Here is a 24,772-nt window from a genome sequence, read left to right as displayed (position 1 = left end):
AAATCAAAATAAATGAATTTGTTTATACTTAAATTAACGTTATTGAATAGATTATATAAAATATATAAAGCTAATTTCTATAGGACTTACGCAGTAGTAACGGAAAAACGAACCACCCTCCGGGTACTCTACCTTGAAGCCGCCCTTACAGGCGTCTACGCCAGTCCCACTACCCTTACCTTAAGCCACTGAGCGCACAGCGACACGCTGCGCGAACGTGTCTACGTGACGGAAACCGCCTTTTTGGGGGACTGGACTCACAAAGAACACAAAGAAAGAGGCTTTCTGAGAGATTTTGCATAAGTTCTATTATATCTAAGTTTTCATTTTATTTATGTTACTGGCTGTTAATAAAATGAAGTTAGTGTGACATTAAAATGATAAAGGGATGGAATTTTAATTATTCAAAATTAATTTTTAAATTATATTATATATTCTATTTAGAATATAGGTAAAAGTTTTCTTTAAAAGAAAATATTTCTTTAGATATATAATATTTGGGAAAATAGAATTAAAAAATTAGATAACGTTAGACTTATAAGGTAAATTTTGAAGTTATTATTCTATCCCTTCTTGTTGAAGACTAAGGGCTGTTGAATTACTAAAAATGCAAATAAAGATGAGTAATATGTCAAAAACTGATAGTCATCCTTATTTTTTTACTCCTCAATCTTCTAGTCCAGAATATCCACTCTTGGTATTTTTACCGGGAATGGATGAGACAGGAAAGGAGATGATGCGTATTCAAACAGCAGGTTTAGAAGCGGCTTTTGATGTTCGTTGTTTTGTAATTCCACCAGATGAACTTACAAACTGGGCTAATTTAGCGGAGGAAGTAATATCTCTGACTCAAGCCGAACTAAAAAAAGTACCCCGAACTTCTGTTTACCTGTGTGGTGAATCTTTTGGTGCTTGTATAGCACTAAAAGTTATGGAGAAAATACCTGAAATGTTTGCTCGATTTATTTTAATCAATTCTGCTTCTTCTTTTCATCGGGTAAGTTTGCTTTATTTTTGTTCCCTTTTGTTTCCTTATACACCTAACTTTTTTTATCAAATTTCATCTTTTATAGCTTTGCCTTTTCTTGCTCCTGTAAATCGACTTTCTCCTGCTGCAAGAGAAGCATTGTTGGAAGCAGTTAGTTCTGCACCTAAGAAAACAGCTGAGCAACGTCTTTTCCTTCTAAGAGAATTTTCAATAGATGAAAATAAACTATTTCAAATTACTCAACCTGTGTTGCTGATTGCTAGCAAAAATGATCGACTTTTACCTTCACAAGCAGAAGCTCAACGCTTAGCTAAAATTTTTCCCCAGTCTCGATTAGTGACCTTACCTCACAGTGGTCATGCTTGTCTAGTCGAAACAGATGTTAATCTTTGGCAAATTCTACAAGCAGAAAACTTTTTGAATTGAGTTATGCAGTTATGTGGCACTAATTTTTTGATTTATTAAATTTTTTACTGATTGAGTAATAGGATATCTTCTTAAATTTAGAATGCAAGAACCGACTATCTATAGAATCGTCTGTCACTCTTTGAAGCTATGGACAAATAATCTGGAGAACTCATTCTAGAAAACTTTTAAAACGCCAAAAAGCATTACAGCTAGGTAAGCAAAATAGACTCCGTTGAGGGTGATCACCTCCCAAAGCTGGAAACTGTTTTTGTCAGAACCCCAATAAATAAAGGCAGCATATACTATCCCTAGCAATGCCACAAAAGCTAAATTAACGCAAAATATCAATAAGTTGTCTATAGACAAATTTACCAGAGCCAGTGGAAAGAAAGCTAGTGTCATAGTGACTGTATTGTCAGCAATGACATTTGTAGTAGCAGCCGTGATTTGACCGCTACATGCTACACTCCAGGTAGCAAATATTTCTGGTGCAATGCTCATGGTTGAGGTGATAAACAGCCCGCCTATGAGCTTGGAAATTCCTAATAAAGAAACAATATTTTCTGTTGCTGTGACTGTAAAATAAGCACCTAAAGCTAACAGGAGAACACCTAAGGTAGCAACAATAATCTCTTTTTTATTCCATCGTACGGCTTGACCATCCTGGCGATCGCGCATTATTGCTTGTGCTACATAAACTATATAAGCTGCAAGCATAATCCAACCGTCAATAGGTTGCAGCCCCCGCCAGGGCTGAGGAAGAGTTAGTACGGCTGCCAATGCGATAATTCCTAGATAAGGCAAGGCTTGTACATACAAAGCCTCTGGTTTAACCCGCATGGAATGATGACGGCGGCGATTGGACTTGGAATTTTTAGTATGTTTGCGAGAGGCGATATAGGCAACAGTAACAATTGCCGGAACGGAAATAATATTTGAACCGAGTAAATTACCCAGTCCAATGTCTTTCAAACCTTGAACAGCGCTGACAACGTTAGTACCTACTTCTGGGCTAGCAGTAGCAAGAGCAATAAAAGCAGCGCCTGCGGCTTCTGACAAACCCCACTGTTGTCGTATTTTTTTGAGTGGTTCAGCTAGTTTGTCTGCTCCCCAATGCGCCCCCCATGCAGCAGCAGCCAAAACCAATACCCAGAAAAATAATTTCATTTTACAGAGCCAAGGGAAAAAGGCAATACGCCGAAGCGATCGCTCACAGCTAAACCAAATACTATAAGACCAATGAGGAGAAAAACTACATCCCCAAGGTCTAGCTTTCCTAATCCACTACTACGCCCCCTTAAAAACCCTCGCATCTCTAATGCTGACATTAGTACCGGGCCACGTCTGAGAACAGCAAACAGAATCGGTAGAGACATCCTGATTGAATTCCAGATGAAGCGGAAGAAGTGCCTTGGATCTAATTCAACACCCTTCATCCTCATTGCATCCGCGATCCGGAAAGCTTCACTCAGGGTAGTGTACAACAATCGGTATGATAACCCAACTGCAAAGGCAACTACTCCAGGAAGCCGCAATCCCCGCAAGCCTCTTGTCAATTCGTCGGCATCCATTGTTGAAAGCAAGGAAATGCTGATGATGATTGAGGCTGTCCATGCCAATACGAGACGCAGTTCGGCGGTGGCTGCTTCCAAGGCTTTGCTAAAATCCCCTGCTAATAAATCCGCACCTGCTGGAACGAGAATTAGAGTCAAAAAGGTCGGGATGTGAATTGCCCATAGCAAAGCTATCCACTTCCAAGGAGTGCGTGAGATTGCTGCTAGAATCAGTCCCAAGATGGTCAGCACCATTAGCCATTGCCAGTTTGGAGCTAAAAACAGGTATAAAAATAGCAAAAAAAACAACACAATCTTCACACGCGGATCACGGCGATGAATAACCGTGTCTTTATCTTGGTAGAGGACAGGTACATTTGAGGAAGCCACGAATTAGTCTCCTTTTGCTAATTACAAAGCTTTGAAACAAGCTCGTCACAGGTCAAGGCATTGATACCGATATGTTGAGCCAGCCTAGCAACACGCGGCAAGTTTACGTGCAACTCTTGCAAGCGTTCCCAATTATCTTGGGCAAACACGCTACTTACTGAACCTTGCAGCACGACTCTACCTTGATTTAAAACCGTTACCGTGTCGGCTGTTTCACAAACAAAATCAACGTTGTTGCTGATCAGTAACACTGCTTTTCCCAACGCTTGTAGCCGTGAGAGTAACTGAGCAATTTTTTGACGTGATGACGCACCTAAACCAACTGTCGGTTCATCGAGAATTAGCACCTTTGGGTCTACGACGAGTGCTGAGGCAATAGTAACGAGTTTACGCTGACCACGCGGTAGTAGAGTCGGGTCGCAATCAAGCCAATTCTCCTCAATTCCCACCAATTCACAGACTTGAGATACCTTTTCCTCAATATGGTTGTCGTCGTAGCGTTTCTGCCGTGAGAACAAACTATTACTCTTGTGCTGACGCTGCTTAAGCGGGAAAGCTATCTCATCTTTGACTGTTCGTTCACTAATATGCTCATCTGGGTTCTGAAGGACGGTTCCGACCATCAATGCTAGTTCCGGAACACTTTTATCCCGCGTGTTTGTGTTGCAAACAGTGACTTTACCCTTGGTCGGTTGCAACAACCCGGCGATGTGCTTAGCTACTGTGGTTTTACCTGCACCATTGTGACCAACGATCGCATGAATTTCGCCTGCACGGATCTGGATGTTTATGTTTGCGATCGCTTTGTTTTCACTTGAGTAGCAGTACGTTACGTCCTCTATGCACACTATCGGCTCACCAAAGTTTTCACTTGTCAAGGAAGTTGTTTTGTGAACAGTGGATGTGACTGACGGCTTAAACACTCGCTGTAAATCAAAAGCCACCACTTGCTTAAATTCTTCTGGTGTCAGTGGTGACTCAGAAAGTCCCAAACAATGGGCAACACGCACACTTACCGGCAGTTCAACGTCAGCTTGTGAAAGCAGGTCTTTGTCTCGAAAAATTTCTTGTGGAGTTCCTTCGGCAATGATTTTACCGTCAACTAAAACTAGAAGCCTGTCGGCACATTGAGCGAGGAAATTAATATCTTGCTCAACAACTACCAGTGTCTTTTTACGGCACAGTTCATTGACGATGACACGCACTTGCTCTTGACCTCTGGGGTCTAGCTTATCGATGACGTTATCAAGGATGAGTAGCTGGGGATCTATCGCCAGAGTAGCAGCGATCGCTAGTCTTTGCTGTTGACCGCCAGACAATTCCCAGATCCGCTTTTTCTCAATATTTTGACCAGTACCCAGTCCTACCTTTTCCACAAGTTCGCGTGCTTGTTCCTCAGCTTCCTGCTGAGAAAGACCACGGTTGACGATCAGAGGTGTTGTTACCTCATCTAGTACCTTTATTTGCACCAACTGGGCTTCGTAGTCCTCGAATACCATCCCGACTTGCCGATCATGTTCTTCTGAAGAGGTATCCAGTGGATGATGGTCTACTACTTCAAGTTCCCCAGAGGATTCACCGCCGGTAATCCGTGGGGCAAATCCAGCGATCGCCATACATAGTGTTGTCTTCCCAGCTCCAAGAGGCCCAATAATACCAATAATCTCTCCCTGCTTCATCTCGAAGGAAATACCGTCGATGGTAGTTTCATCTGCCCCTGGGTAGGTAAATGTAAAATCTTTGGCATTTACTATCGACATTCTTTACTCCTTTGCAACAAAAGCTGGTCAACTTTAAGAAGCACTAACTGTAGTGCGATCGCGTCTTCGCTTATAATTGGGTTCTTTACCACGAGGCGCAAAGCCAAAGTAACGCTCTACCCGACCGTAAAGGTGTGGCATGATCAAAATCAAGGGAATCACACCCATAATTAGACCGTCAGTGATAGTATTTCCGATGGCTGACCAGACGGCAACATTAAAAGTTTCTGTACTGAAGATAATAAAAGACGAAGCCTCAATTACCGCATGTACAAACCCTGCTACGATTGCAGCGATCGCTAAACGAATTTTATTTAGGGGGTTACTGCCAACAATGTAGCCTGACATCATAAAACCCACTACGTAACCGATCGCCCCAATTGGGTCGTCAATTTCATAACCTTCAAGCAGATCTCGGAGAAATTCTCCTAGCATTGCTCCCAGTGATACGGCTAAAAGTGGCCAAAATTTTCTAGGAACAAGGGCAGTAAATGCTAAAGGGATGAAAAATGGTTTAAAGTCGATATCAACAGGAATTTCTGGTATTGCCTCGAACAGTGTCAGAGCAATAAAGAATATTACCGAGCAAAGTACTGCAATTACTACTAACTTGGGTGTATTAGCACTTTTCATGCTCCGACTCCCTAATGATTGAATTAATGATTTAATTTTTGTTTAGTTTTTTTGATTCTAGTAGAAAATGCTTTTTAAAAAGAAATGACAATTCGTGAGCAACAAATGTAAAAATAGCATCAAAAAATTGCTCAAAACTTTACTTTTTAAGCAAAAGTATATCTAGTTGCCTAGACAGTAACCTTTACTTAGCAACAGATGTAGAACAAGTATTGTGATTTTTACACAATGTTTGGAATTCTTTTTGTTATTGTAAAGTCATTATGATCTTCTTTCATTTTTACTTCTATTTCTTATGTCTAAAGAAGTATATATAGAGATTAATTTATTAACTATTATTTAATATATAATTAATCTAAAATTAAACTTGTAAGTATTTAAAACTATTAATCTAAAAAATATATTCAAATAAAAAATATAAATTTGCACAATATTATAAGTATGTAATTTTACTATTATTGTTTGTAGCGATTAACTATAACAGTGGGATTACCATTACACTATGCAAGGATAGTTGGTTAATGTGAGCCCATTGACTGAGCATTGCTTTTGATAGATTTTTTCTAGCTCTTATCCAGGCAAAATAAATTTGGGCAAACTAGCATTTGCTCTTAGCTTATTCTGGAAGCAAACATTTTCATGAGAATTCTGTTGGTGGAGGATGATGATTCGCTTGCTCAAGCGGTGGCAGCTGTTCTGAGCAAGCAAAATTATGTAGTAGATATTGCTGCTGACGGTGAAGCTGGTTGGGAATTAGTGACTGTTTGCAACTATGACTTAATTTTGTTAGATGTCATCCTACCCAAGTTAGATGGCATTAGCCTTTGTCGGCAACTACGACAAGAGGGCTATCAGATGCCCATTCTGCTACTTACAGCAAAGGATAGCAAAACTGATAAAGTTATGGGTTTAGATGCTGGAGCAGATGATTATGTCGTTAAACCCTTTGACTTTCAAGAATTATCAGCTCGCATTCGTGCTTTAGGGCGTCGGGGAAATTCCTCTTTACCTCCAGTTTTGGAATGGGGAAGCTTACGCCTTAATCCTGGTAGTTGTGAGGTAACTTATGCAGACAAAGCATTGCATATAACAGCAAAGGAATTTAGTATTCTAGAGCTTTTTTTACGCAATAACCAACGCACCTTTAGCCGCAGTGCAATTGTAGATCATCTTTGGGCTGCTGATGTAGACCCACCAGAAGATGACACGATTAAATCTCATATCAAAAGTTTGCGGCAGAAACTCAAGGCAGCAGGCGCGCCCTATGATTTTATTAAAACCGTTTACGGATTGGGCTATCGCCTCAAGCCTAATCCCAAAAAGCAAAAGTCTCAGGTAAGCAAAAAAGAGTCAATTCCAACGCAGCAAGAAATTTTTGCGGCAGCCTTTGCCAAAGCGCGGGAAGATTTTCAAGCTAAGCTTGGTTCACGCATCGCTGTTCTGGAGCAAGCTAGTAAGGCTCTCAAAGAAGGTGGTATGCTGGACTCTAGGCTGCAACAAAATGCAGAGCAAGAAGCCCACAAGCTGGCGGGTTCATTGGGAAGTTTTGGTTTTGCTCGCCCTTCGTTATTAGCTGAAAAAATAGAAACTATACTTCAAAGTAAAACGCCTATTAACCAAGTTCAGTCTCAACATTTGTGTGAACTCCTAAAGGAATTGCAACAGGAACTACTAGAACAAACTCCGAATCATTCAACTTGGGATGAACAAGCATTGAATGAGCAACAGCAGAATGCGCTGTTGATAGTAAGTAATGATAGACAACTAGTTGAAGGATTAGTTAAAGAGGCTGCAACACAGGGAATGCATGTTGACATTGCTATTAATGTTGCTGACGCTAGGATTGCTATAGAATCTTCAAGTCCTGACGTGGTGCTACTCGACCTTTACTGTGCTGATGGCGTAAAGAACAGCTTGAATTTACTAGCAGAATTATCCAACCGAACACCGCCAATACCTGTATTAGTTTTCACTGACCGAAATAATTTTACTGACCGTGTAGAAGTTGTGCGAGCAGGTGGACGTAGTTTTTTGTATAAGTCCATGCCTCCCAAACAAATGTTAGAGCTAGCTAGCCGAATACTGCAACCAATAGTTGCTAGTAAAGTAAAAGTAATGATTGTAGATGACGATGTACAGCTGTTAACTGTTATACGGAATTTACTAGAACCTCAAGGAATTAAGCTGACAACTCTTGAAGATCCGCGTCGCTTCTGGGAAACCCTAACCGAGTATTCTCCTGATTTACTGGTATTAGATTTAAGAATGCCTCATGTAAATGGAATTGAATTATGTCAGACGGTGCGTAATGACCCTTACTGGAGTAAACTGCCAGTGGTATTTCTTACTGCTTACGTCAAACCAGATACTGTAGATCGGATATTTGCAGCTGGCGCTGATGATTGTATCTGCAAACCAATAGAGGGAGCAAAACTAATTACTCGCATTTTTAAACGCCTAGAGCGGATTCAATTAATTAGCAAGATATCTGAAACTAGTCATTAGACCTTTTGCAAAAATATTTATATATTAATTTGTATTGCTATGTGTAACTTTTTATATGACATTTAGCAGTTTATAATTTTTGTTTTTTATCATATGTAGGATAATTTTTAAATAATCAACTATCTATGGTAAGATATAGATATAAATATAAAAACTATCTAGTTTTTTTTCACAGGTTTGTTGTCATAGGTGTGATGTTATTTATACTTCTCACTACTATGACAGTTAGTTACTCTCAAGAAGAAAATCCTACTGGTAATCAAATTCCAGAAGCTGTTAGTAAGATAGATGGTACTCCCGTAATTTTGGGAGATAAAACACTATTTATTATCAAAAAAAATGTCGGTTCTTTTTCTCCTCAAGAGCGATCGCAAGCAGTTACCAATAGAATCGAAACAATAGCAAATGATCCATCTATTCGTATTAATGGATTAAAAGTTTTAGACGAGCAAGACACTACAAATATTGTCTTAGGAGAGAAACTAATATTTACTCTTACCGATAATGATGCAAAAGCCGCAGGTAAAAGTAGACAAGAATTGGCTCAAGAATATGTGCAAATAATCGATGACTCTATCAGTAAGTATAGAGAAGAGCGTAGCTTAAATAATATTTTAAAAGGTTTCCTCTACAGTTTTCTTTCTACTCTAGGTTTATTTATATTTTTGAAAATATTTAATCATATTTTTCCAAAAATTATTACTAGGGTACAGAATTGGCGCGGAATTAGGATTCCTGCGATCAGAATTCAAGATATTGAACTTTTACCTGCATCTAGAGTCAGCAATATTGTTACTAGAGTAGTGAAGTTACTCCGCCTGATTCTAATCTTAGGGGTTATATATGTCTATGTTTCTTTAGTGTTGAGCTTTTTTCCTTGGACAAGACAGCTTAGTTCTAGACTTATTAGTTACTTTCTTGTAACTATCTATCAAGGTTGGCTAGCATTTGCAGCTTATTTTCCTAACCTGTTCGCTTTGGGATTAATTTTCTTTGTCACCTATTATGTTTTGAAAATTATTAGACCAATATTTACAGAATTACGTAATGGAAATATATCTTTTCCCGGTTTTTATCCCGACTGGGCAGAACCGACATATAAATTAGTATTCTTTTTAATCATCGCCTTAGCATTTGTGCTGGCTTTTCCCTATTTACCAGGATTTGGTTCACCAGCTTTTCAGGGAATATCTGTATTTTTAGGTATTCTGTTTTCGTTAGGTTCTACAGCAGTGGTGGCTAACGTTGTCGCTGGAACTATTCTAATTTATACCCGTGCTTTTCAAATTGGCGATCGCATTAAAATTGGCGATGCTATTGGCGATATAGTGGAAAAAACTCTGTTAGTAACCCGTATTCGCACTATCAAGAATGTGATAATTACTATACCAAACGGAACTGTACTAACTAGCCAAATTATCAACTATAGCGCTCTTGCTCAAGACCCTAATTATCATTTAATTTTACATACTACGGTAACGCTTGGCTATGATTTACCGTGGCGCAAAGTTCATCAAGTTTTAATTGATGCCGCACTAGCAACGAAAGATATTTTAGCAGAACCTGTTCCTTTTGTGTTGCAAACTAGTTTAGATGATTTCTATGTCAGCTATGAATTAAACGCTTATACTAACAAGCCAATGTTGATGGCGGTTATTTATTCACAACTGCACCAAAATCTTCAAGATAAATGCAACGAAGCAGGAATTGAAATTCTCTCTCCCCATTATTCAGCTATTAGGGATGGGAACCAAATTACCATACCAGAAAATTATCTGTCTCAAGATTATCAAGCACCGGGATTTCGTCTCTCTCCCTTGGATAACCTATTTAAACAGTTCAATGGAAATACACCAGAGTCGGGTGAATCATCTCAGTTAAACAAGTGAGGAGAAATAAGAGTTAATGATACGAATTCTAACACTTTTAGCTTTATTGATTGCTATCGCCGCCGTGATTTTTGCACTCCAAAATTCTACCCCTGTTTTGGTGCAGTTTTTAGCTTGGCAAGCTCAAGAATCAATGGCATTAGTGCTATTGCTGACTTTTACATTCGGTGTGTTGTTTGGCTGACTTGTCTCGCTGCCAGCAATCATTAAAAATATCAGAAAATTATCCCATCATAGACGAAAAATTGAAGAACAAAACTATGAAATAGAAAATTTGCATCATAATCTTATGGAAGCAACAAATCAAATAAAGGCGTTGCAAGTAACACAAACACATTCTCAAACAGAAATCAAATCTTTGAATTACTCAGAGGATATACCTGTTACTGATAATAGAAATTAATTTTTTAATTAACCTATCAAAAAGGATTAACCTGTGGCAAACGCTTTGAGTACCATCCAACGCTTGCTAGCCGACCCCACGGCGATCAAGTTGATTGAAGTGGCTGTAGGTATTGCGATAGTAGCGCTGATTTTCCGGGTTTTAGGTCAGATTTTACCGCGACAGGTTCAAGATACTGATTTGCGCTATCGCATCCGCAAGGCAGTTAGCCTTGTAGGGTATGCAATCATAGCGTTGCTAATTGTATTGGCATTTAGCGATAGCCTGGGAAGATTAACGGTCATATTTGGGGTTATCGGTGCTGGTGTGGCTTTTGCACTACAAGAGGTTATTGGCAGTTTTGCTGGTTGGGCAGCTATCTCCTTGGGACAATTTTACAAGCCGGGAGATCGGGTGTTACTCGGTGGGATTATGGGCGATGTCATAGATATTAGTATCTTGCGTACCACTTTGATGGAGTGTGGCGAATGGGTGAAAGCTGATCTCTACAACGGACGCATTGTGAGAATTGCTAACAGTTTTGTATTTAAAGAACCTGTATTTAATTATTCTGCCGATTTTCCTTTTGTCTGGGATGAAATTACTTTGCCGGTGAAATATGGAAGCGATCGCCATTTAACCAGAGAAATTCTCCAAAAAGTAGCTGATGAAGTTGTAGGTGAATATGTGCTTCAGGCAAAAGCGAAATGGCAAAATATGGTACACAAGTATTTAATTGAAGATGCCAGCATTGAACCAGCAGTCACTTTGGTTGCTAATGATAACTGGATAGAATTTACACTGCGGTATATAGTAGATTATAAAAAACGTCGAGGCAAAAAAGATGTAATTTTCAGCCGTATTCTTGATGAGTTTGACAATTGTGAGGGGCGGATAAGTGTTGCTTCTACAACTATTCACATAGTTGAAACACCTGCATTTAATGTGAAACTTGTAGATAGCAGAAATGGAATGTGACATACTCCCCGCGCCGCCCCTTCGTGGACGGCGGGGGCTTCTCAGCGACTCCCGGCAACCCGTCGGACATTGACTGAGCTTTGAAGGACGGGATGCCCCGCCGCCCTGTATTTTATATTTCGCGCTGCGTTGTAGTCGCGGTCGTAACTAGCACTACACTGGCAACTGTGCCACCTATCAGCCAGTACTTTTGGAACTGTCGCGCCACAATCAGAACACTCTTGACTTGTGCCATTGGGATTAATCGCTACTACCAAACACCCAGCACTTGCAGCCTTGGTGTTCAGAATTTGTAGGAATTGACCCCATCCAGCATCGGTTACGGACTTGGCAAGCATGGACTTGGCAAGTCCTTTGATATTTAAGTTTTCATGGGCGATAACCTGGGATTGATTTAACAGCCATATTGCAGTTTTATAGTGGAAATCTTTGCGCTGATTGGCAACTTTTAAGTGAGTCTTAGCAACACGTTTAATAGCTTTCTTACGACGATTTGACCCCTTATTTTTGCGGGATAAATGACGTTGCAACCGCTTCAGTTTTTTCTCGCTTTTACGGTAGTGTTGGGGAATTTCTACTTCCTGATTGTCACTTGTTACCAGAAACGATTTCAACCCCATGTCAATACCTACTGTGTTTACGTCGGTGGGCGTGACATCATTTGTAAGGCTAGGCACAGTCACATCTTCAAGACTGAGACTGATATACCAACCGTCAGCTTTGCGGTTAATTGTGGCAGTTTTGATTTTGAATCCGTCAGGTATGGGACGGTGCAAAATCATTTTGACTTTGCCGATTTTGGGTAACTGGATAAATTTATCCTGAATATGTTCTGGTTTAATGGGGTCAGGGAATGACAGCGAACGATAACGCCCTTTCCCTTTGAATCTGGGACGACCAGATTTCTTGCCATTAGTATCACCTTTTAGCCAGCGTTCAAACGTCTTTTCAACCCGTGCAATTACGTCTTGTAGGGTGTGGGAAAGCAGTTCTTTGTAGTCAGCAAATAAGATTTTAGTGTTGGTTAAATCTCGCTTCTGGCTGTAATAACTGGGTTTGTCTTTTAGCTGTGGTAGGTGACAAACTTCTAAGGAACAACGGTCAATGTCACATCGGTTTTCAAGGTACCAGTTGAATCGTTCAGCCAGCCGATAGTTGTATTGGCGACGACATAACTCTAGCCAGCGTTCAAACGTGGCTATCTGCTGTTTTGTTGGTCGTAAACGGTACTGGTAGGCTAGGCGCATAGGAAGGCAGGAGGAAGGAATTAAAGTTAAACATCTTTTAGTTCGCCGCCCTTCCTAGCACGCTCTAACTCTTCTTCACAAAGAACTTCTATTAAATTCGACAGTGAACGTTTCCGAATCTTGGCTAATCGTTCCAAGTCAGACTTTAATGCTTCGTCCAAATAAAGCGACATTCGCTTTTTGGCTGTAACCACCGATGACACCATAATGCTACTCCAAAACTATACTCCCTTCATTGCAGCGCGAGGGTAGCATTAAAGTAAAACATAAAAGATGTTGTAATAGCATTAAAGTAATGCTACCTTCTTAATAGAGAAAGCGGCCACGCCTGGACAGCAAATAACCGCTTTTCTAATCCAAATATTTATGGAGATTTCCATTATGACATTAGCTTAGCAACGATTGAAGTTCAAGCTGTAGCGCAATCCCAGCTAAACCTTTACATCCAGCAGCAATCAGAAGAAGCCGCAGAATATGAAATTGACTCTGTAGATGATGTATTCGGCAGACTTTACCGTGTCTGGGGTGGTGAAAAAGGTATTAACCTACTCGGCACGTTTTATCAAAACCTAGATGGTTTCTGGATATCCCAGCCTTGCCATACAAGCAATCGCCTGACTTGGGACACCAGTGAAGAAGCTGTAGCAGCAATCCTTAACGCATAAATCCAGTAACTACGCGGCTTCGCCACAAGCGACTGGTTTCACCGTTTAGACAAAAACCGAGGTGGGGTAATGGAAGAAGAAAGTATTGAATCAATCAAATATACTCTGCAAGGCTTTCGCTACTGTTGCCTTAACCAGATTCATTGATGAATTAATCCAAATTTTGAACTCTGAAGGCTTTTTGCTTGAAGACTTGTTAGAAGCGCTTGCTTCGATGGCTGATAAACAACCATCCCTTGGGGAAGTTGTAAATCATCTAGAAAAAGCTGCATCTGAAGTACGTCGCATTCACAAATAGTGAAACAGTTTTTATGACAAATTTTTGTAAATTACCCAGCAGAGGCTGGGTCAATTTGACATACGTTCGCACAGTTCGATTTTTCTATAAAGTCCATTTTATTAGGCTCCCACTATTTTCTTGTCAGGTGATTTGGAGTAATGGCGATAGAGAAAAATTCGTGGGTGCAGATGCCCAAGCTATTGCCCGCTCCCTTAGCAAAACTATTGTTACTGCCACGGGTATGCGTAGTCGCATGAAAATCAAAGATTTAAGCTAACAACCTTCATAGGATGACGTACTACAAATCAACTGCTAGGTCTATCTCTGATTTGAAAGCACATTTGGTTTTGACCACAAAGTACCGCAAGAAAGTAATCACACCTGCGATGCTGATTTGATTAGGTGAATTAATAAACCACATATCCCAGAAATGGGGTTGTGAAGTTGTTGAATTAAGGCGCGAAAGTGACCCTTCGGGTTCGCAGTCGCTCTACTTGGGGAGACCCCAAGACCGCGCTGCTCACCACGTTCACCTGTTATTCCGGTACTACCCACAGATGCAATTATCAAAGTTCGTTAACGCCTTAAAATCCTATACAAGTCAACAAATCCGTAAAGAGTTTTTGTTAGAGATTAGGCGTGTCTATTGGGGCAAACCTGTGTTCTGGAATAGCGCCTATTTCATTGCTTCTTGTGGTGGGGTAACTGTCGAAGTTCTAAAACAATACGTCCAAAACCAAGATTCCGCCAGTAGTGCCGATAAGAGAGTGGCGGTTCCTCACCCACCCCATTCACCCCGTCAAAGAGGCGGTTGACATCGGCTCAGGGGTGGGATTCGTCACCGAGAAAGCCATTCTTAAGGGTGCCGCCCTACCCTTCGGGAACGCTCCGCGAACGGGACGACGTGGGGCTGCTGGCGGAAATAGCTCAAACGGTGCAGTTACCTTGGCGAAGGTGTGGCGGGGATACTCTAAATCTCGGTAAGTACCAGTGAAGCGCTCAAGTTGAGCATCCGTAAGGGTTAGCAGTTTAACAGGTGCAGGTTTTTTGGTAACTGGAAAATAGCGGTCTAAAAATTTAGTTAGGAATTTTCCATGCACTCCACTAAAACTGTTACTGGCAATAAAAATACCAATATTTTGCTCAGGCATGAGGGTGAGAGAGCTAGAATACCCCCGCAAGCTTCCCAAATGTCCAATCATGCGAATGTTGTTTTCTAAACGTTCGCGAAAACTATAGCCAGTACCCGGTAATTTGGGATGGTGAGTGAAGTGCTGTTTGTGCATCAGCCTGACAGTATCTTCTTCCAAAATGCGCGAGTTTTCGTAGCGACCAAGCTGTAGGTGAGCAATCATAAACTGAGCCATATCTGTAGCTGTTGTACTCATAGCCGCAGCTGGGGCAATATTCAAATATAGATATGGGACAGGTTTAAAGTTGCCATTTTGATACTGATAACCCACAGCCAAATCATTAGCTAAAGCTGGCGGTGGTGGCTGAAGAAATGTGCTGCGGTTGATCTTCAGCGGCTGCAAAATGTTTTTGTTAATGTATTCAACAAAGGGAGTACCAGAAATTTTTTCTACTAAATAGCCTAATAAAGCGGTGCTATGGCTGGAATAGCCATATATTTTACCAGGAAGCCAAACAACGGGTGGCATATACTTAGCAAGATAATCTCCTAATGGCTTTATTCCTGCTGCGGTACGGGCTGCAATACCAATTCGTCGCTTCGTCGTACCGTCAGTGTGTGTCATTAACTGAGCGACTTTGGCTGGTTCGGGGTAAGGGTTTTCCAGTTGGAAGCCTGTCAGGTATTTGTTGACAGAAGCATCTAAGTCAAGCTTTCCTCGCTCATACAACTGCATTGCTGCTGTTGCTGTAAATACCTTGGAGAGGGAAGCAACACCAAACAGAGTTTTATCGGCAATTACTGGTATATTTTTCTCAACGTTGGCATAACCATAACCCTCAGCGAAAAAGAGTTTCCCATCTTTTACTACAGAAATGACAGCCCCAGGAACGTGAGATTTTAACAGTTCCTCATTCATGATTTTGTCTACAAAGGCTTCAAATTCTTGGGAATCATTTAATCTAGGTGTAGTATGAGATGGTAGTACAGGTGGTTGGGGTGTAACAGGTTGTTGCTGTTGAGGTTCTGAAAGCGGAAAATTCGGTGTATTTTTACTCCAGCCAGGTAAGGCAGGCAGGAAAAAAATAGGATGCCTATCATTACCCAGCATATCAGCTTTTTGGGATTACACATCCAATTATTTGCAATATTTTTTATCAAAAACTTATCCTATATAATTCTTAAATTTTTCTATCTTCTGATATAAAATACCTTTTTCTTTGTTTATATAATTTGGCAGAAATATACGTTTATGACCGCAGCTTAAAACTTACTGATAATTTCTCCACCAAATTTCCACTTTTTAGTTTTAATATAAGAAATTTAAGTAATTAAACTCACTGAACTCATGCGATCGCCATACTTATTAATTTGTAAAATAGTCAGACTAACCTTGCTAATTGCTAGGAGATGAAGATTTACTTAATTTATAGAGATACTTTCCTTACTAAAGATTTAGACAAATGTTTGTTGGTTAGGTTGCCATAATCCCTGTTCTAGCTCTTCAACCCCTTCAGGAGTTTCTCTATTGTGTCGACTCATATTAAAAAATATTAAGCCAAGCACGAATACAGCTAAGCTACTAAAAATCAATACAAAGGCACGTATCAATATATTACTAGGACGTGGATTTTGCATTTTTGTAGGTAATACCTTCAAGTGTGGTTTATTTTAGATTACTATTCAGTACCATACATTCTTCTGTCTGAGGAATGAGAAAGCATTCTTAATTAAAAATCAGCCTTGAAGAGGCTTTTTTCGGAGAAAAAAAATTACTAGGATTGGATAATTAAAGTCAGCACAATCGCCGGGAATCGGAAAATAACAAAAATCTGGGGGTGGCGCAGTGCATTTCGGACAATTAATCGGCTTTCTTGCTCTTGTAATCTCGCTTTATATTCTGTGGCAAATTCGGCAAATAGTTTTACTGGCATTTGCAGCTGTAGTGTTGGCAACAGTCCTCAGCCAAATGGTGAAATTTTTCCAAAGATTTCGCATTAAGCGAGGCTTTGCAGTAACGATCACAGTTGTGATTGTACTAGTCATTTTAGTATGTTTTTTCGCGCTGATTGTGCCACGTATTATTAACCAATTGCAACAATTTGATAACTTAATGCCGATGGCGTTAGAACGGTTACGAGCGTGGAATAACTGGTTAGAAAATTTAATTCCAGACCAATTTTTAGAAAATATTCGTGGACTTAGATATCTTACTCAGAGTTTACAAAGTTGGTTTAATCAGCTAATTAATAACTTTTTCTCTTTAGTCAGGAGTTCGCTTTCTATTATTCTAGGAATATTACTGTTTGTAGTTCTGACAATTATGCTCTTAGTTAATCCATTGCCATATCGGCAAGGATTTATCATGCTATTTCCTGCTTTCTACCGCCGACGAGTTGATGAAATTCTTAGTAAATGTGTAATAGCTTTAACTGGCTGGATAAAAGGCACTCTCTTAACAATGTCAATCATTGCAGTTTTAAGCTATGTTGGATTATTGATTTTGAGAGTTCCATTGCCACTAGTTAATGCAGCTTTAGCTGGAATATTAGAGTTTATTCCAAATGTGGGACCGACCTTGAGTGTAATTCCACCAGCAATACTTGCTCTGAGTGATGCTCCTTGGAAAGCAGCCGCAGTGGTAGCGTTATACTTTGGAATTCAACAGGTTGAAAGTTTGATTGTTGTACCTGTAGTAATGAAAAGTCAGGTATCTCTGCTACCAGCAGTTACTTTATTGGCAGTAGTACTTTTTGGTAGCTTTTTTGGATTTTTAGGAGTATTTCTTGCTGTTCCCCTAGTAATCGTGTGCCAAATTTGGATCAAAGAAGTTTTGGTTAATGATATACTCAATCACTGGCAATCAAGTAAATAAATATTATTTGACTAACATGCGATCGCTTTGATTTTGGTCTGATTAATTATTGGAGTTGGAGAAGGAGTTGGCGGAGGATTAACCTTATTGTTTAGCTGTATGATTCTGTTTGGGAATTCTTTGTTTGTGCATTATGACTTGTCCATTCTTGTAATGCCCAAAGGCTAAGAACGGCAGCCAATCCAGCCCCAAGAGTATCCATAACTAAATCGATAATAGTATCATTCAAACTTCCAACTACTTCAGTAGGAAGAATCTTACCAGCTGACCATTCTGTAATTTCCCATAATGCCCCAATTGCGATGCCAAAACTCGCAATTGTAACCAAATACAAAAGTTTATGATTACGAAAGATATTCAGCATGGAGCTATAGACTAAAAAACTGAGTGCTAAAGTAATTGCAAAAGTAGTGTAAGCATGAACAATTTCGTCATACGGTCCTGGCAGATAAAATAAACCCCAGACCCAACCCGCAGCATTTAATAACGCTGCAACGACAAACAGGAAATCGAATAATGTTGGCAGTCGGTCATCTTTAATTACAAACACCAAAGATATAACTAAAAAACATACCAGAGCCAAGGCATTTAACCAATTACCTAGAAATGCTGCAACTATTACAAATATTGTAAGTAGAGCTTGTCCTACCCATGCAATTACTCGAAAACCTCGCCAGTTTGTACTGATCATTTCTCTGTCCTATACAAACTATGGCGTTGCTGAATAAAGGTATGTTTTAGGCAGGTAAGGGAACAGAACGATATTTGAGGTAGTGCAATAACAATCGAACAGAGTATCTCAGCATTTCCTCGGTTTTGGAATAACATAAAGTTTTACGATGAAGACGAGCCAAATAATGTCTAAGCCTTGTGTTTTCATTTTCGACTCGTGTCATGTAGGTCTTACTCACAATTTGGTCACCATCAGGAACAAAACAAGGGTAAACAGGGTATCCATCTGTGACGTAAAAATAACTCTGCCAACACTGGACAATGTTCCATAACTGTTGGAAAGTAGTCGAACTACGATCACCTAAAACCCAAGCAAGAATACCTTGAGTAAAGTGATTTACCGCCGTCCACAACCAGATTTTATTTTTTTTGAACCAATAAATGTTTCTAATTCATCTAGTTCTCCCACCTGCGGAATTTCCTTTGAATTTGGTGTATCCGCCAATTGTGTACCCACTCGTTTAACCCAATGAATAATGGTAGTATGATGAACGTTTTTCACCCTTTCAATTCCACGAAATCCCATACCATTGACGTACATTTTTAGGCATTCTTGTTTGATTTCATCCGAGTAGCCCCTGGGTGGTTTATAGACATCAATGAATTGACGACCACAATCACAGCAAATGTGATTCTGTTTACCTCTTTTCTTTCCATTCTTACGGTTATGACAAGATCCACAGCGTGGACATTCCATGATTAATTGACCTCAATTCATACCGCTATTATGCAACGCCAAAAAATTTAGATTGTAGAGCAAAGGTAAATTAACAGTTATCTCTAACCTGTGCGGCGATATTGTCCTGTGTCTGTTTCATTTCTGCTCGTGTTCCTATTTAATTGCTGACTACGAGTGTTTGTTTACACCATTTACGTTTATTTACGGTAGATTATCTGCCTATTATTTAGCGATCGCTTCTACGTAGAGTCATAAAGCTCTGGGAGAGCAATTTGTAATTTTGAATACATTTATACAGCTATTTACTCAATACTCCACCAGTTTTCCACTTTTTAGATATATGTTTAAAATTAGAAGCAGTTAAGAAGATAGAAGTACGCTCGTCTGAAGAAGGCATTCCCACGAAGGAATTCGGGGGATTTGATAAAGCGGCAAAGCGTTTATTTGTCTCCTTAAATAATGATGCCTTTAAACCATTTGGCAGAACCCAGAGGACTTAAAACTGTATAAATTCTTACTTTCTTCTCTTCTGCCCTCTGCCTTCTGCCTTTCTTCCAGTAAATTTACTGGCACGAAACAACTTCAGCTTAATACTGTTTTTTACTCACTAATTGCTAGTTGTTGCAGACTTGTTAGAGAGAAACATAGTTCTTCTGTAAAAATTTTAGCTTGAGGACAAATGCTCTCATGGTAAAAACCATCCAGAATAATTACAATTATTTTCCAAAATTTGGGAAAGATGCTCCTTGGTTGTGGCGTCCAAATTTCCAAGATATAAATTCAGCTCTTTTGGCTGTTTCTCTGCTAGAAGACGAATTAAATAAACGTTACACAATGCTGCAAAGTGTAAAGGTTTTAAATATTGACAACTACAACAATATAGCCGCCGAACCAATACCTCACATTGTTGTAGTATTCAATAATAGTACTAATTTAATAGGAGAAAAGGAGCCTAAATCTGTATTTGAATCTACTTGTAAGCGGATAATTGCAATGGGTAAGGCTGTTGGAATTCACTTAGTTTTAGGTCTTATCTAGAGCTTCGTTGAAACTAAAGTTGGAGTCAGATCAAGTCTTGATAATTAGTTATCATTAACATTTCTCTATGTCGGGTGCATCAACCTATGTGATAAGTCTTTAATTAGACACGATATAATGAAATACTCAGCCGAAAAAATGGAGTTTACTAGTGCTAGGTTCGTTGCTGGAAGTTTTAAAGAGCGATGGGATATTACAAATCGGCTGGCTAGGATTAGTTGTACTGTTAGCTTTTATCAGTGGTGGTTTGTTTTTCTCTAAAGTCAATTTGCGTTTAAGCTTTGTACAAGCGCTACTAACTCCTTTAATTTCGTTTCGCGAAAGAAGTGCTTATCAAAAAATTGTCAAGCCTTATGAGAACTGGTTAAGTGTCGCCGTTAGTCTTTTAATCGCTGATATATTTGCTATTTTACTACCAGAATCAAGTTGGTCTAGGCTAATAGAAATTCCAGTTGGTTTAGCCTTAACTATTACTGCTGGTTGGTTAACTTCTCAACTGTTCAAGCAGTTTTTTGATTTCTATCTCTTGGATGCAGCAATTAAAAGTGGACGGAAAGTTAATAGTGAGTTATTAATTCTTACTAAGTTACTTGCAAATATAACTATTGTAGTTGCAGCGACTATTATTTTTGCTCAAACTCATCAAATCAATATTTTTGGGTTGGTAGCAAGTTTAGGAATTGGTGGATTAGCACTAGCCTTTGCTGCTCAAAAGACGCTAGAACAAGTATTAGGTGGTGTTGTTCTCTATCTGGATCGCCCCTTTGTTACTGATGACTATATTGGTTTACCAGATGGAACTTTTGGTCGAGTCGAATCAATTGGCTTGCGCTCCACTAAAATTCGCACTTCTGGTAAAGGTACACTGATAATTGTCCCTAACAGTTCGCTTACCCAAGTTAATATTGAAAACTTCACGGGTGCTAAAAAAGTTATGGCAATTACTTATTTAAACTTCTATCGTGCCATCAATAGTGAAGAACGAGCTTTGATTCGGCAAGTTATCATTGAAAGTACCGTTGATATCTTTGGAATTGATACACGTAGCACTGATGTCATTTTTAGAGATTTGCCAGAGCAATTAGGACAATCTTCTAAGCTACAAACAGCAGAGCGTACGCAAGCCCAGATTACTTTTTTTATTTTAGGTTCTGGTGAAGTTTCAATGGAATTACGACGTCAACTTCTCGATCTTGCTAGTCAGAGTCTTACTAGGCGATTGAAAGAATATGGTATAGCCTTTGATATTGACGAACCAACTATCTATGTTGATTCTCCTATTACAATTTAAAACTTATTTATGAAGTTTTCAGAAATTACTCAAAATATTATTCAGTTTGGAGAAATAGCAAAGCCTGTATTAATCCAATTTGGAATATTTCTACTACTTATATTTTTATCTTTACTTATAGGAAGATATACACCTTTCTTTATAAGACTAATCCTTCAGCAATTTTTTCCCCAACAACTAACAGCAGTTTATGAAAAATTAATCCAGCCGATTAGAAACTTAGTTAAAATTACTGGGACTTTAATCTTAATTTCTTTTTCTCTGAATTGGATTAAAGAATACCAATTAATCTATAATTTTATTAGACCTTTTATTGATTTAGCAGTCATCATTAGTATTGCCTGGTTAGCGTCCCGTTTATTTCGCCAATTTATTCTTGTCTATGGAATAGATTTACTCCGCAAGTTTGGTCGGGAAGTTGATGAGCTACTATTAGTATTTGAGACTTTAGCAAATGTAATTATTGGCTTTTTTGCTGTGCTAGCTTTTGCTAAGAACCGATTCGATTTAATTGGCTTAGTGACCGGCTTAGGTATTGCAGGAGTAGCAGTTGCTTTTGCCGCTCAAAAGACATTAGAGCAATTGTTGGGAACTATTGTTTTGTATTTAGATCGCCCGTTTGTCCCTGGAGAATATATTCGTTTACAACGTTCTCAGCAAATCCCAGAAGGTCTATTTGGTCGTGTTGAATCGATTGGTTTACGTTCTACTAAAATTCGCACAGCAGCAAAAAGTACACTTTTTATTGTACCAAATTCTATCTTGGCAAATTTAGAAATTGAAAATATTACTAGAGGCAAGAAAGTAATGGTCTTGCTCTATATTGACTTTTTAAAGATTTTAGAAGAACGAGAAAAAGCATTGGTGCAGCAAGTTATTACTGAAGGTACTAATTCTTTATTTGGAATTGACCCAGGCAGTACCAATATTACTTTGACAGATGATTCTGAAAATCAAATAACCCATACTAGGGTAACGTTTTTTATATTGGGTTCAACTGAAAACTCAATTCAACTCAGAAAGCGATTGCTGGAATTAGCGAATAATAAAATTACTAAGCATCTTCTTAATTATGGTATTAAATTTAGAATCCAAGAACCAACTATCTATGTAGAATCACCTGTTACAATCTGAAGCGATGGATAAATAAATCGAGAATTAACCAAGTTTTTAGGTTTGATTCAATACGCTTCATAGCACTATTCACTCTACAAACACTTCATCAGTGCACGCATCAGGTTGCTCCCTTTGCCGAAAGAGCGTTTGTCACATTCCATTCCTTTTTCACAATTTTACCAACTTTTTAAATATGTCCCAATGTATGGGCAGGATGCGATCGCAACTCTAAGATTTCAGTTTTTTTGTTTGATTGAACAGACACAGGTGAAGCTTGTTTGTTGAATGTAGGTTTGGGAGGTCTGCAACATTGACAATAAAGGGGCTACTGTGCTGTGTAACTTTACGAATAAATAAGGTTGGGATTGTTTCTTGGAAAGTGCCTAAGGTCTCAACCAAAACTGTATTAGTACATCTGTGTTTTGGAGTGTGACAAATTAATTAGGCGGTTTTCTACGAATGCTACAAATAAAGACAAGGGTTACTTACAGAATTCGATAAAGCTAAGGCTTGCAATAAGATTTTAATGTTCAATGCCACACCCGTAGCAAGTTTTGCCTACGGGAGGCAATGAGAGGACACATGAATAGTTTTACTGATTCTCAAATAATTGAAACTGCAAAAAATCACATATTAGAAACATACAGGGACTATGCTTATCCAATTGTCCCAACTGATGAATATGACCATCCACTGCCCTACGAGCCTGAATGTGTCCCGTGGGTTGTTTGCAAATCAATAGAAGTTAAAGACGGGTGCATCCAGAGTAGAGCAGATGAGGAATGGGAAGTCAGTATTGGTGTTGACTGGAAGTGGAGTCGCCAAGAGGAGAAACAGGAGAAAGAAGAGGAAGAAAAAGATGTATTGCTATGGGTGAGCGTGTTTGCTAAAGACGGACAACTTTATTGTGGCGAAATTGATCGAGTCTGGCCAAAAGTAATTACTAAGAAACACTCATAACAGACTTCCCAGATGTTCCCGCAGCCCGACTCTAGTTGGAGCGCTCTAATACCACTTCACAAAATTCCTGATACAAATTCTCACCTTTGTTCTCCTGATCCTGCTGTCTTCCTGCTAAGCATTGCATACGAATTTTGTCAAAGAAGGAAGTTTAGCAAGAGGTCTATTGTACTGCATCTGGTAGCTTATACTCGGATTCCTTCGATCACATTTGTGTTTGATTCTGTAGTAATCACTTTGTTCAGCTTGAAGCCGGAAGCCTCAAACAGAGTTTGAAATTCCATTTTTGTACGTTCACGACCGCCTGAAATGGCTATCAGCATATGGATATCTAAAAACTTACCCCAGGAAGGTTCATTACCAGGTGGAAGGATCTGCTCGACCAACAAAAGTTTGCCGTTTTCCACCATAGCGCTGTGACAGTTTCTCAGAAGAGCGATCGCGCGTTCATCATCCAACAAATGGATAACGTATTTGAGAATATAGGCATCACCATCGCTTGGTACAGATTCAAAAAAGCTTCCAGCAATAATTTGGCAGCGTTTTAATACCCCCTCTGCTTCAAGAACACTCTTGGCTCCTTCAACAACCGATGGTCTCTCAAACAGAATGCCTTCCATTGTAGGATTGACTTTCAGAATAGAGGCGATGAAACTTCCGTGTCCACCCCCAACATCAACCAACTTACGGATAGATGAAAAGTCATATGCTGCAACAATCTCAGTTTTATCCGTTGCTGAAACATTCGTCATCGCCTCGTCAAAAGTTTTTCCTGCCTGTGGGTTTTGTGCATAATACTCAAAAACTGGCATACCGTACAAATTCTGGAAAGCGTTATCACCAGTTTGGATGCTGTAGACAATATCCCCCCAAGCGCGGTAGTGTTCTTCACCAAAACTAATCGCAAAAGCACGTATTGAGTTAGGAACATCACTCTGGAGATAAGTAGCTAATGGTGTTAGGGTGAAGCATCCCTGTTCATTCTCAGCAAAAATCCCTACACTAGCAAGCGCACGCATAACTCGATAAAGAGCTTGTGCATTTGTTCCAGTCCAATTTGCCAGTTCATCGCAACTGTGCGAACCATCTTTCAACATATCGGCTATACCAAGCTTCGCAGCAGCGTATATTGCTCGTGAAACCCAGTAACTAGTAGCCAATTGAATCATTGCTGTTTGTGATGGCATATCTTGGGAGATTTGAGTATTCTCTTGTAGGAACATGATTTACTTGTCCTTAAAATAATTAAGTTATGTGCATGAAGACATTTA

23 protein-coding genes and 1 pseudogene are annotated in these 24,772 nt (G+C 39.4%); 13 read left to right on the top strand and 11 right to left on the bottom strand.

Features of this window, described 5'->3' with window-relative positions:
• Positions 1-628: 628 nt before the first annotated feature.
• Positions 629-1,414, top strand: a complete 786-nt coding sequence (locus tag RS893_RS22700) for an alpha/beta hydrolase (protein ID WP_315787952.1) — start codon at positions 629-631, stop codon at positions 1,412-1,414.
• A 156-nt stretch (positions 1,415-1,570) separates the two neighbouring features.
• On the opposite strand, the gene RS893_RS22695 is transcribed toward RS893_RS22700, so the two are convergent.
• Genes RS893_RS22695 through RS893_RS22680 form a run of 4 tightly spaced genes read right to left on the bottom strand, consistent with a single transcriptional unit; the run spans position 1,571 to position 5,732 of the window.
• Positions 1,571-2,563, bottom strand: a complete 993-nt coding sequence (locus tag RS893_RS22695) for a sodium:calcium exchanger (protein WP_315787951.1) — start codon at positions 2,561-2,563, stop codon at positions 1,571-1,573.
• The gene (locus tag RS893_RS22690; RefSeq protein ID WP_315787950.1) at positions 2,560-3,339 is read right to left on the bottom strand and encodes an energy-coupling factor transporter transmembrane component T; all 780 of its coding nucleotides are present in this window, start codon (positions 3,337-3,339) and stop codon (positions 2,560-2,562) included. Before RS893_RS22690 ends, RS893_RS22695 begins: the two co-directional genes overlap by 4 nt.
• Positions 3,340-3,356: 17 nt before the next feature.
• Entirely contained in the window at positions 3,357-5,099 is a 1,743-nt protein-coding gene (locus RS893_RS22685) for an energy-coupling factor transporter ATPase (protein WP_315787949.1), read from the bottom strand.
• Between the two features lie 33 nt (positions 5,100-5,132).
• Entirely contained in the window at positions 5,133-5,732 is a 600-nt protein-coding gene (locus RS893_RS22680; RefSeq protein WP_315787948.1) for a hypothetical protein, read from the bottom strand.
• A 639-nt stretch (positions 5,733-6,371) separates the two neighbouring features.
• Here RS893_RS22680 and RS893_RS22675 point away from each other — a divergent pair.
• From RS893_RS22675 to RS893_RS22660, 4 genes are all read left to right on the top strand, one after another.
• On the top strand, positions 6,372-8,237 hold the full coding sequence (locus RS893_RS22675; RefSeq protein WP_315787947.1) for a response regulator: 1,866 nt from the start codon (positions 6,372-6,374) through the stop codon (positions 8,235-8,237).
• A gap of 218 nt (positions 8,238-8,455) precedes the next feature.
• Positions 8,456-10,126 carry a mechanosensitive ion channel family protein gene (locus tag RS893_RS22670; protein WP_315787946.1) on the top strand — a complete coding sequence of 557 codons (1,671 nt, stop codon included), beginning with the start codon at positions 8,456-8,458 and terminating at the stop codon, positions 10,124-10,126.
• 16 nt (positions 10,127-10,142) lie between these two features.
• The gene (locus tag RS893_RS22665) at positions 10,143-10,310 is read left to right on the top strand and encodes a LapA family protein (RefSeq protein WP_315787945.1); all 168 of its coding nucleotides are present in this window, start codon (positions 10,143-10,145) and stop codon (positions 10,308-10,310) included.
• A gap of 252 nt (positions 10,311-10,562) precedes the next feature.
• The gene (locus RS893_RS22660) at positions 10,563-11,486 is read left to right on the top strand and encodes a mechanosensitive ion channel family protein (protein WP_315787944.1); all 924 of its coding nucleotides are present in this window, start codon (positions 10,563-10,565) and stop codon (positions 11,484-11,486) included.
• A gap of 41 nt (positions 11,487-11,527) precedes the next feature.
• On the opposite strand, the gene RS893_RS22655 is transcribed toward RS893_RS22660, so the two are convergent.
• Both RS893_RS22655 and RS893_RS22650 read right to left on the bottom strand, forming a co-directional pair.
• Positions 11,528-12,733 (bottom strand): transposase, encoded by a 1,206-nt coding sequence (locus RS893_RS22655; protein ID WP_315787943.1) that lies wholly within the window; start codon positions 12,731-12,733, stop codon positions 11,528-11,530.
• 26 nt (positions 12,734-12,759) lie between these two features.
• Positions 12,760-12,939 (bottom strand): ribbon-helix-helix domain-containing protein, encoded by a 180-nt coding sequence (locus RS893_RS22650; RefSeq protein ID WP_315787942.1) that lies wholly within the window; start codon positions 12,937-12,939, stop codon positions 12,760-12,762.
• Positions 12,940-13,483: 544 nt separating this feature from the next.
• Between RS893_RS22650 and RS893_RS22645 the strand changes: the two genes are divergently transcribed.
• The 3 genes and pseudogenes from RS893_RS22645 to tnpA all read left to right on the top strand — a co-directional run bounded on the left by RS893_RS22645 (position 13,484) and on the right by tnpA (position 14,493).
• A complete protein-coding gene (locus tag RS893_RS22645; protein ID WP_315787941.1) occupies positions 13,484-13,696 on the top strand; it encodes a hypothetical protein in 213 nt (70 codons plus the stop codon).
• A 13-nt stretch (positions 13,697-13,709) separates the two neighbouring features.
• Positions 13,710-13,955, top strand: coding sequence for a hypothetical protein (locus RS893_RS22640; protein WP_315787940.1), 246 nt, complete (start codon positions 13,710-13,712; stop codon positions 13,953-13,955).
• Positions 13,956-13,968: 13 nt separating this feature from the next.
• Positions 13,969-14,493, top strand: a pseudogene (gene tnpA / locus RS893_RS22635) (IS200/IS605 family transposase).
• Here tnpA and RS893_RS22630 read toward each other — a convergent pair.
• Positions 14,470-15,921 carry a serine hydrolase gene (locus tag RS893_RS22630; RefSeq protein ID WP_315787939.1) on the bottom strand — a complete coding sequence of 484 codons (1,452 nt, stop codon included), beginning with the start codon at positions 15,919-15,921 and terminating at the stop codon, positions 14,470-14,472. The pseudogene tnpA and the gene RS893_RS22630 sit on opposite strands and share 24 nt — an antisense overlap.
• Before the next feature lie 344 nt (positions 15,922-16,265).
• Complete coding sequence (locus tag RS893_RS22625; RefSeq protein WP_315787938.1) at positions 16,266-16,448, bottom strand: hypothetical protein; 183 nt, start codon at positions 16,446-16,448, stop codon at positions 16,266-16,268.
• 208 nt (positions 16,449-16,656) lie between these two features.
• On the opposite strand from RS893_RS22625, the gene RS893_RS22620 reads away from it, so the two are divergent.
• A complete protein-coding gene (locus tag RS893_RS22620) occupies positions 16,657-17,685 on the top strand; it encodes an AI-2E family transporter (RefSeq protein ID WP_315787937.1) in 1,029 nt (342 codons plus the stop codon).
• A gap of 91 nt (positions 17,686-17,776) precedes the next feature.
• On the opposite strand, the gene RS893_RS22615 is transcribed toward RS893_RS22620, so the two are convergent.
• Positions 17,777-18,376, bottom strand: coding sequence for a hypothetical protein (locus tag RS893_RS22615; RefSeq protein ID WP_315787936.1), 600 nt, complete (start codon positions 18,374-18,376; stop codon positions 17,777-17,779).
• 46 nt (positions 18,377-18,422) lie between these two features.
• Positions 18,423-19,114 (bottom strand): IS1 family transposase gene (locus RS893_RS22610; protein WP_315784082.1). Its coding sequence is split into 2 segments (ribosomal slippage): positions 18,423-18,790 and positions 18,790-19,114, totalling 693 coding nucleotides; the frame shifts between segments, so codons are not numbered across the junction.
• 669 nt (positions 19,115-19,783) lie between these two features.
• On the opposite strand from RS893_RS22610, the gene RS893_RS22605 reads away from it, so the two are divergent.
• The 4 genes from RS893_RS22605 to RS893_RS22590 all read left to right on the top strand — a co-directional run bounded on the left by RS893_RS22605 (position 19,784) and on the right by RS893_RS22590 (position 23,501).
• A complete protein-coding gene (locus RS893_RS22605; RefSeq protein WP_315787935.1) occupies positions 19,784-20,134 on the top strand; it encodes a hypothetical protein in 351 nt (116 codons plus the stop codon).
• A 151-nt stretch (positions 20,135-20,285) separates the two neighbouring features.
• On the top strand, positions 20,286-21,425 hold the full coding sequence (locus RS893_RS22600) for a mechanosensitive ion channel family protein (protein WP_315787934.1): 1,140 nt from the start codon (positions 20,286-20,288) through the stop codon (positions 21,423-21,425).
• Positions 21,426-21,434: 9 nt separating this feature from the next.
• Complete coding sequence (locus RS893_RS22595; protein ID WP_315787933.1) at positions 21,435-22,559, top strand: mechanosensitive ion channel family protein; 1,125 nt, start codon at positions 21,435-21,437, stop codon at positions 22,557-22,559.
• A 564-nt stretch (positions 22,560-23,123) separates the two neighbouring features.
• Complete coding sequence (locus tag RS893_RS22590; protein WP_315787932.1) at positions 23,124-23,501, top strand: hypothetical protein; 378 nt, start codon at positions 23,124-23,126, stop codon at positions 23,499-23,501.
• A 185-nt stretch (positions 23,502-23,686) separates the two neighbouring features.
• Here RS893_RS22590 and RS893_RS22585 read toward each other — a convergent pair whose 3' ends face one another.
• The gene (locus tag RS893_RS22585) at positions 23,687-24,724 is read right to left on the bottom strand and encodes a methyltransferase (protein ID WP_315787931.1); all 1,038 of its coding nucleotides are present in this window, start codon (positions 24,722-24,724) and stop codon (positions 23,687-23,689) included.
• Between the last annotated feature and the right edge of the window lie 48 nt (positions 24,725-24,772).

Origin of the sequence: Fischerella sp. JS2, from assembly GCF_032393985.1 — a bacterium.
Lineage (GTDB): Bacteria > Cyanobacteriota > Cyanobacteriia > Cyanobacteriales > Nostocaceae > Fischerella.
This window is presented reverse-complemented; position numbering and strand designations above follow the sequence as displayed.

What these genes read in the sequence shown, in the direction of transcription:
- RS893_RS22700 (WP_315787952.1), top strand. Translation starts at nt 629, where the DNA reads ATGTCAAAAACTGATAGTCATCCTTATTTTTTTACTCCTCAATCTTCT.
- RS893_RS22695 (WP_315787951.1), bottom strand. Translation starts at nt 2,563, where the DNA reads ATGAAATTATTTTTCTGGGTATTGGTTTTGGCTGCTGCTGCATGGGGG.
- RS893_RS22685 (WP_315787949.1), bottom strand. Translation starts at nt 5,099, where the DNA reads ATGTCGATAGTAAATGCCAAAGATTTTACATTTACCTACCCAGGGGCA.
- RS893_RS22680 (WP_315787948.1), bottom strand. Translation starts at nt 5,732, where the DNA reads ATGAAAAGTGCTAATACACCCAAGTTAGTAGTAATTGCAGTACTTTGC.
- RS893_RS22675 (WP_315787947.1), top strand. Translation starts at nt 6,372, where the DNA reads ATGAGAATTCTGTTGGTGGAGGATGATGATTCGCTTGCTCAAGCGGTG.
- RS893_RS22670 (WP_315787946.1), top strand. Translation starts at nt 8,456, where the DNA reads ATGACAGTTAGTTACTCTCAAGAAGAAAATCCTACTGGTAATCAAATT.
- RS893_RS22665 (WP_315787945.1), top strand. Translation starts at nt 10,143, where the DNA reads ATGATACGAATTCTAACACTTTTAGCTTTATTGATTGCTATCGCCGCC.
- RS893_RS22655 (WP_315787943.1), bottom strand. Translation starts at nt 12,733, where the DNA reads ATGCGCCTAGCCTACCAGTACCGTTTACGACCAACAAAACAGCAGATA.
- RS893_RS22650 (WP_315787942.1), bottom strand. Translation starts at nt 12,939, where the DNA reads ATGGTGTCATCGGTGGTTACAGCCAAAAAGCGAATGTCGCTTTATTTG.
- RS893_RS22640 (WP_315787940.1), top strand. Translation starts at nt 13,710, where the DNA reads ATGACAAATTTTTGTAAATTACCCAGCAGAGGCTGGGTCAATTTGACA.
- RS893_RS22630 (WP_315787939.1), bottom strand. Translation starts at nt 15,921, where the DNA reads ATGCTGGGTAATGATAGGCATCCTATTTTTTTCCTGCCTGCCTTACCT.
- RS893_RS22625 (WP_315787938.1), bottom strand. Translation starts at nt 16,448, where the DNA reads ATGCAAAATCCACGTCCTAGTAATATATTGATACGTGCCTTTGTATTG.
- RS893_RS22615 (WP_315787936.1), bottom strand. Translation starts at nt 18,376, where the DNA reads ATGATCAGTACAAACTGGCGAGGTTTTCGAGTAATTGCATGGGTAGGA.
- RS893_RS22605 (WP_315787935.1), top strand. Translation starts at nt 19,784, where the DNA reads ATGGTAAAAACCATCCAGAATAATTACAATTATTTTCCAAAATTTGGG.
- RS893_RS22595 (WP_315787933.1), top strand. Translation starts at nt 21,435, where the DNA reads ATGAAGTTTTCAGAAATTACTCAAAATATTATTCAGTTTGGAGAAATA.
- RS893_RS22590 (WP_315787932.1), top strand. Translation starts at nt 23,124, where the DNA reads ATGAATAGTTTTACTGATTCTCAAATAATTGAAACTGCAAAAAATCAC.
- RS893_RS22585 (WP_315787931.1), bottom strand. Translation starts at nt 24,724, where the DNA reads ATGTTCCTACAAGAGAATACTCAAATCTCCCAAGATATGCCATCACAA.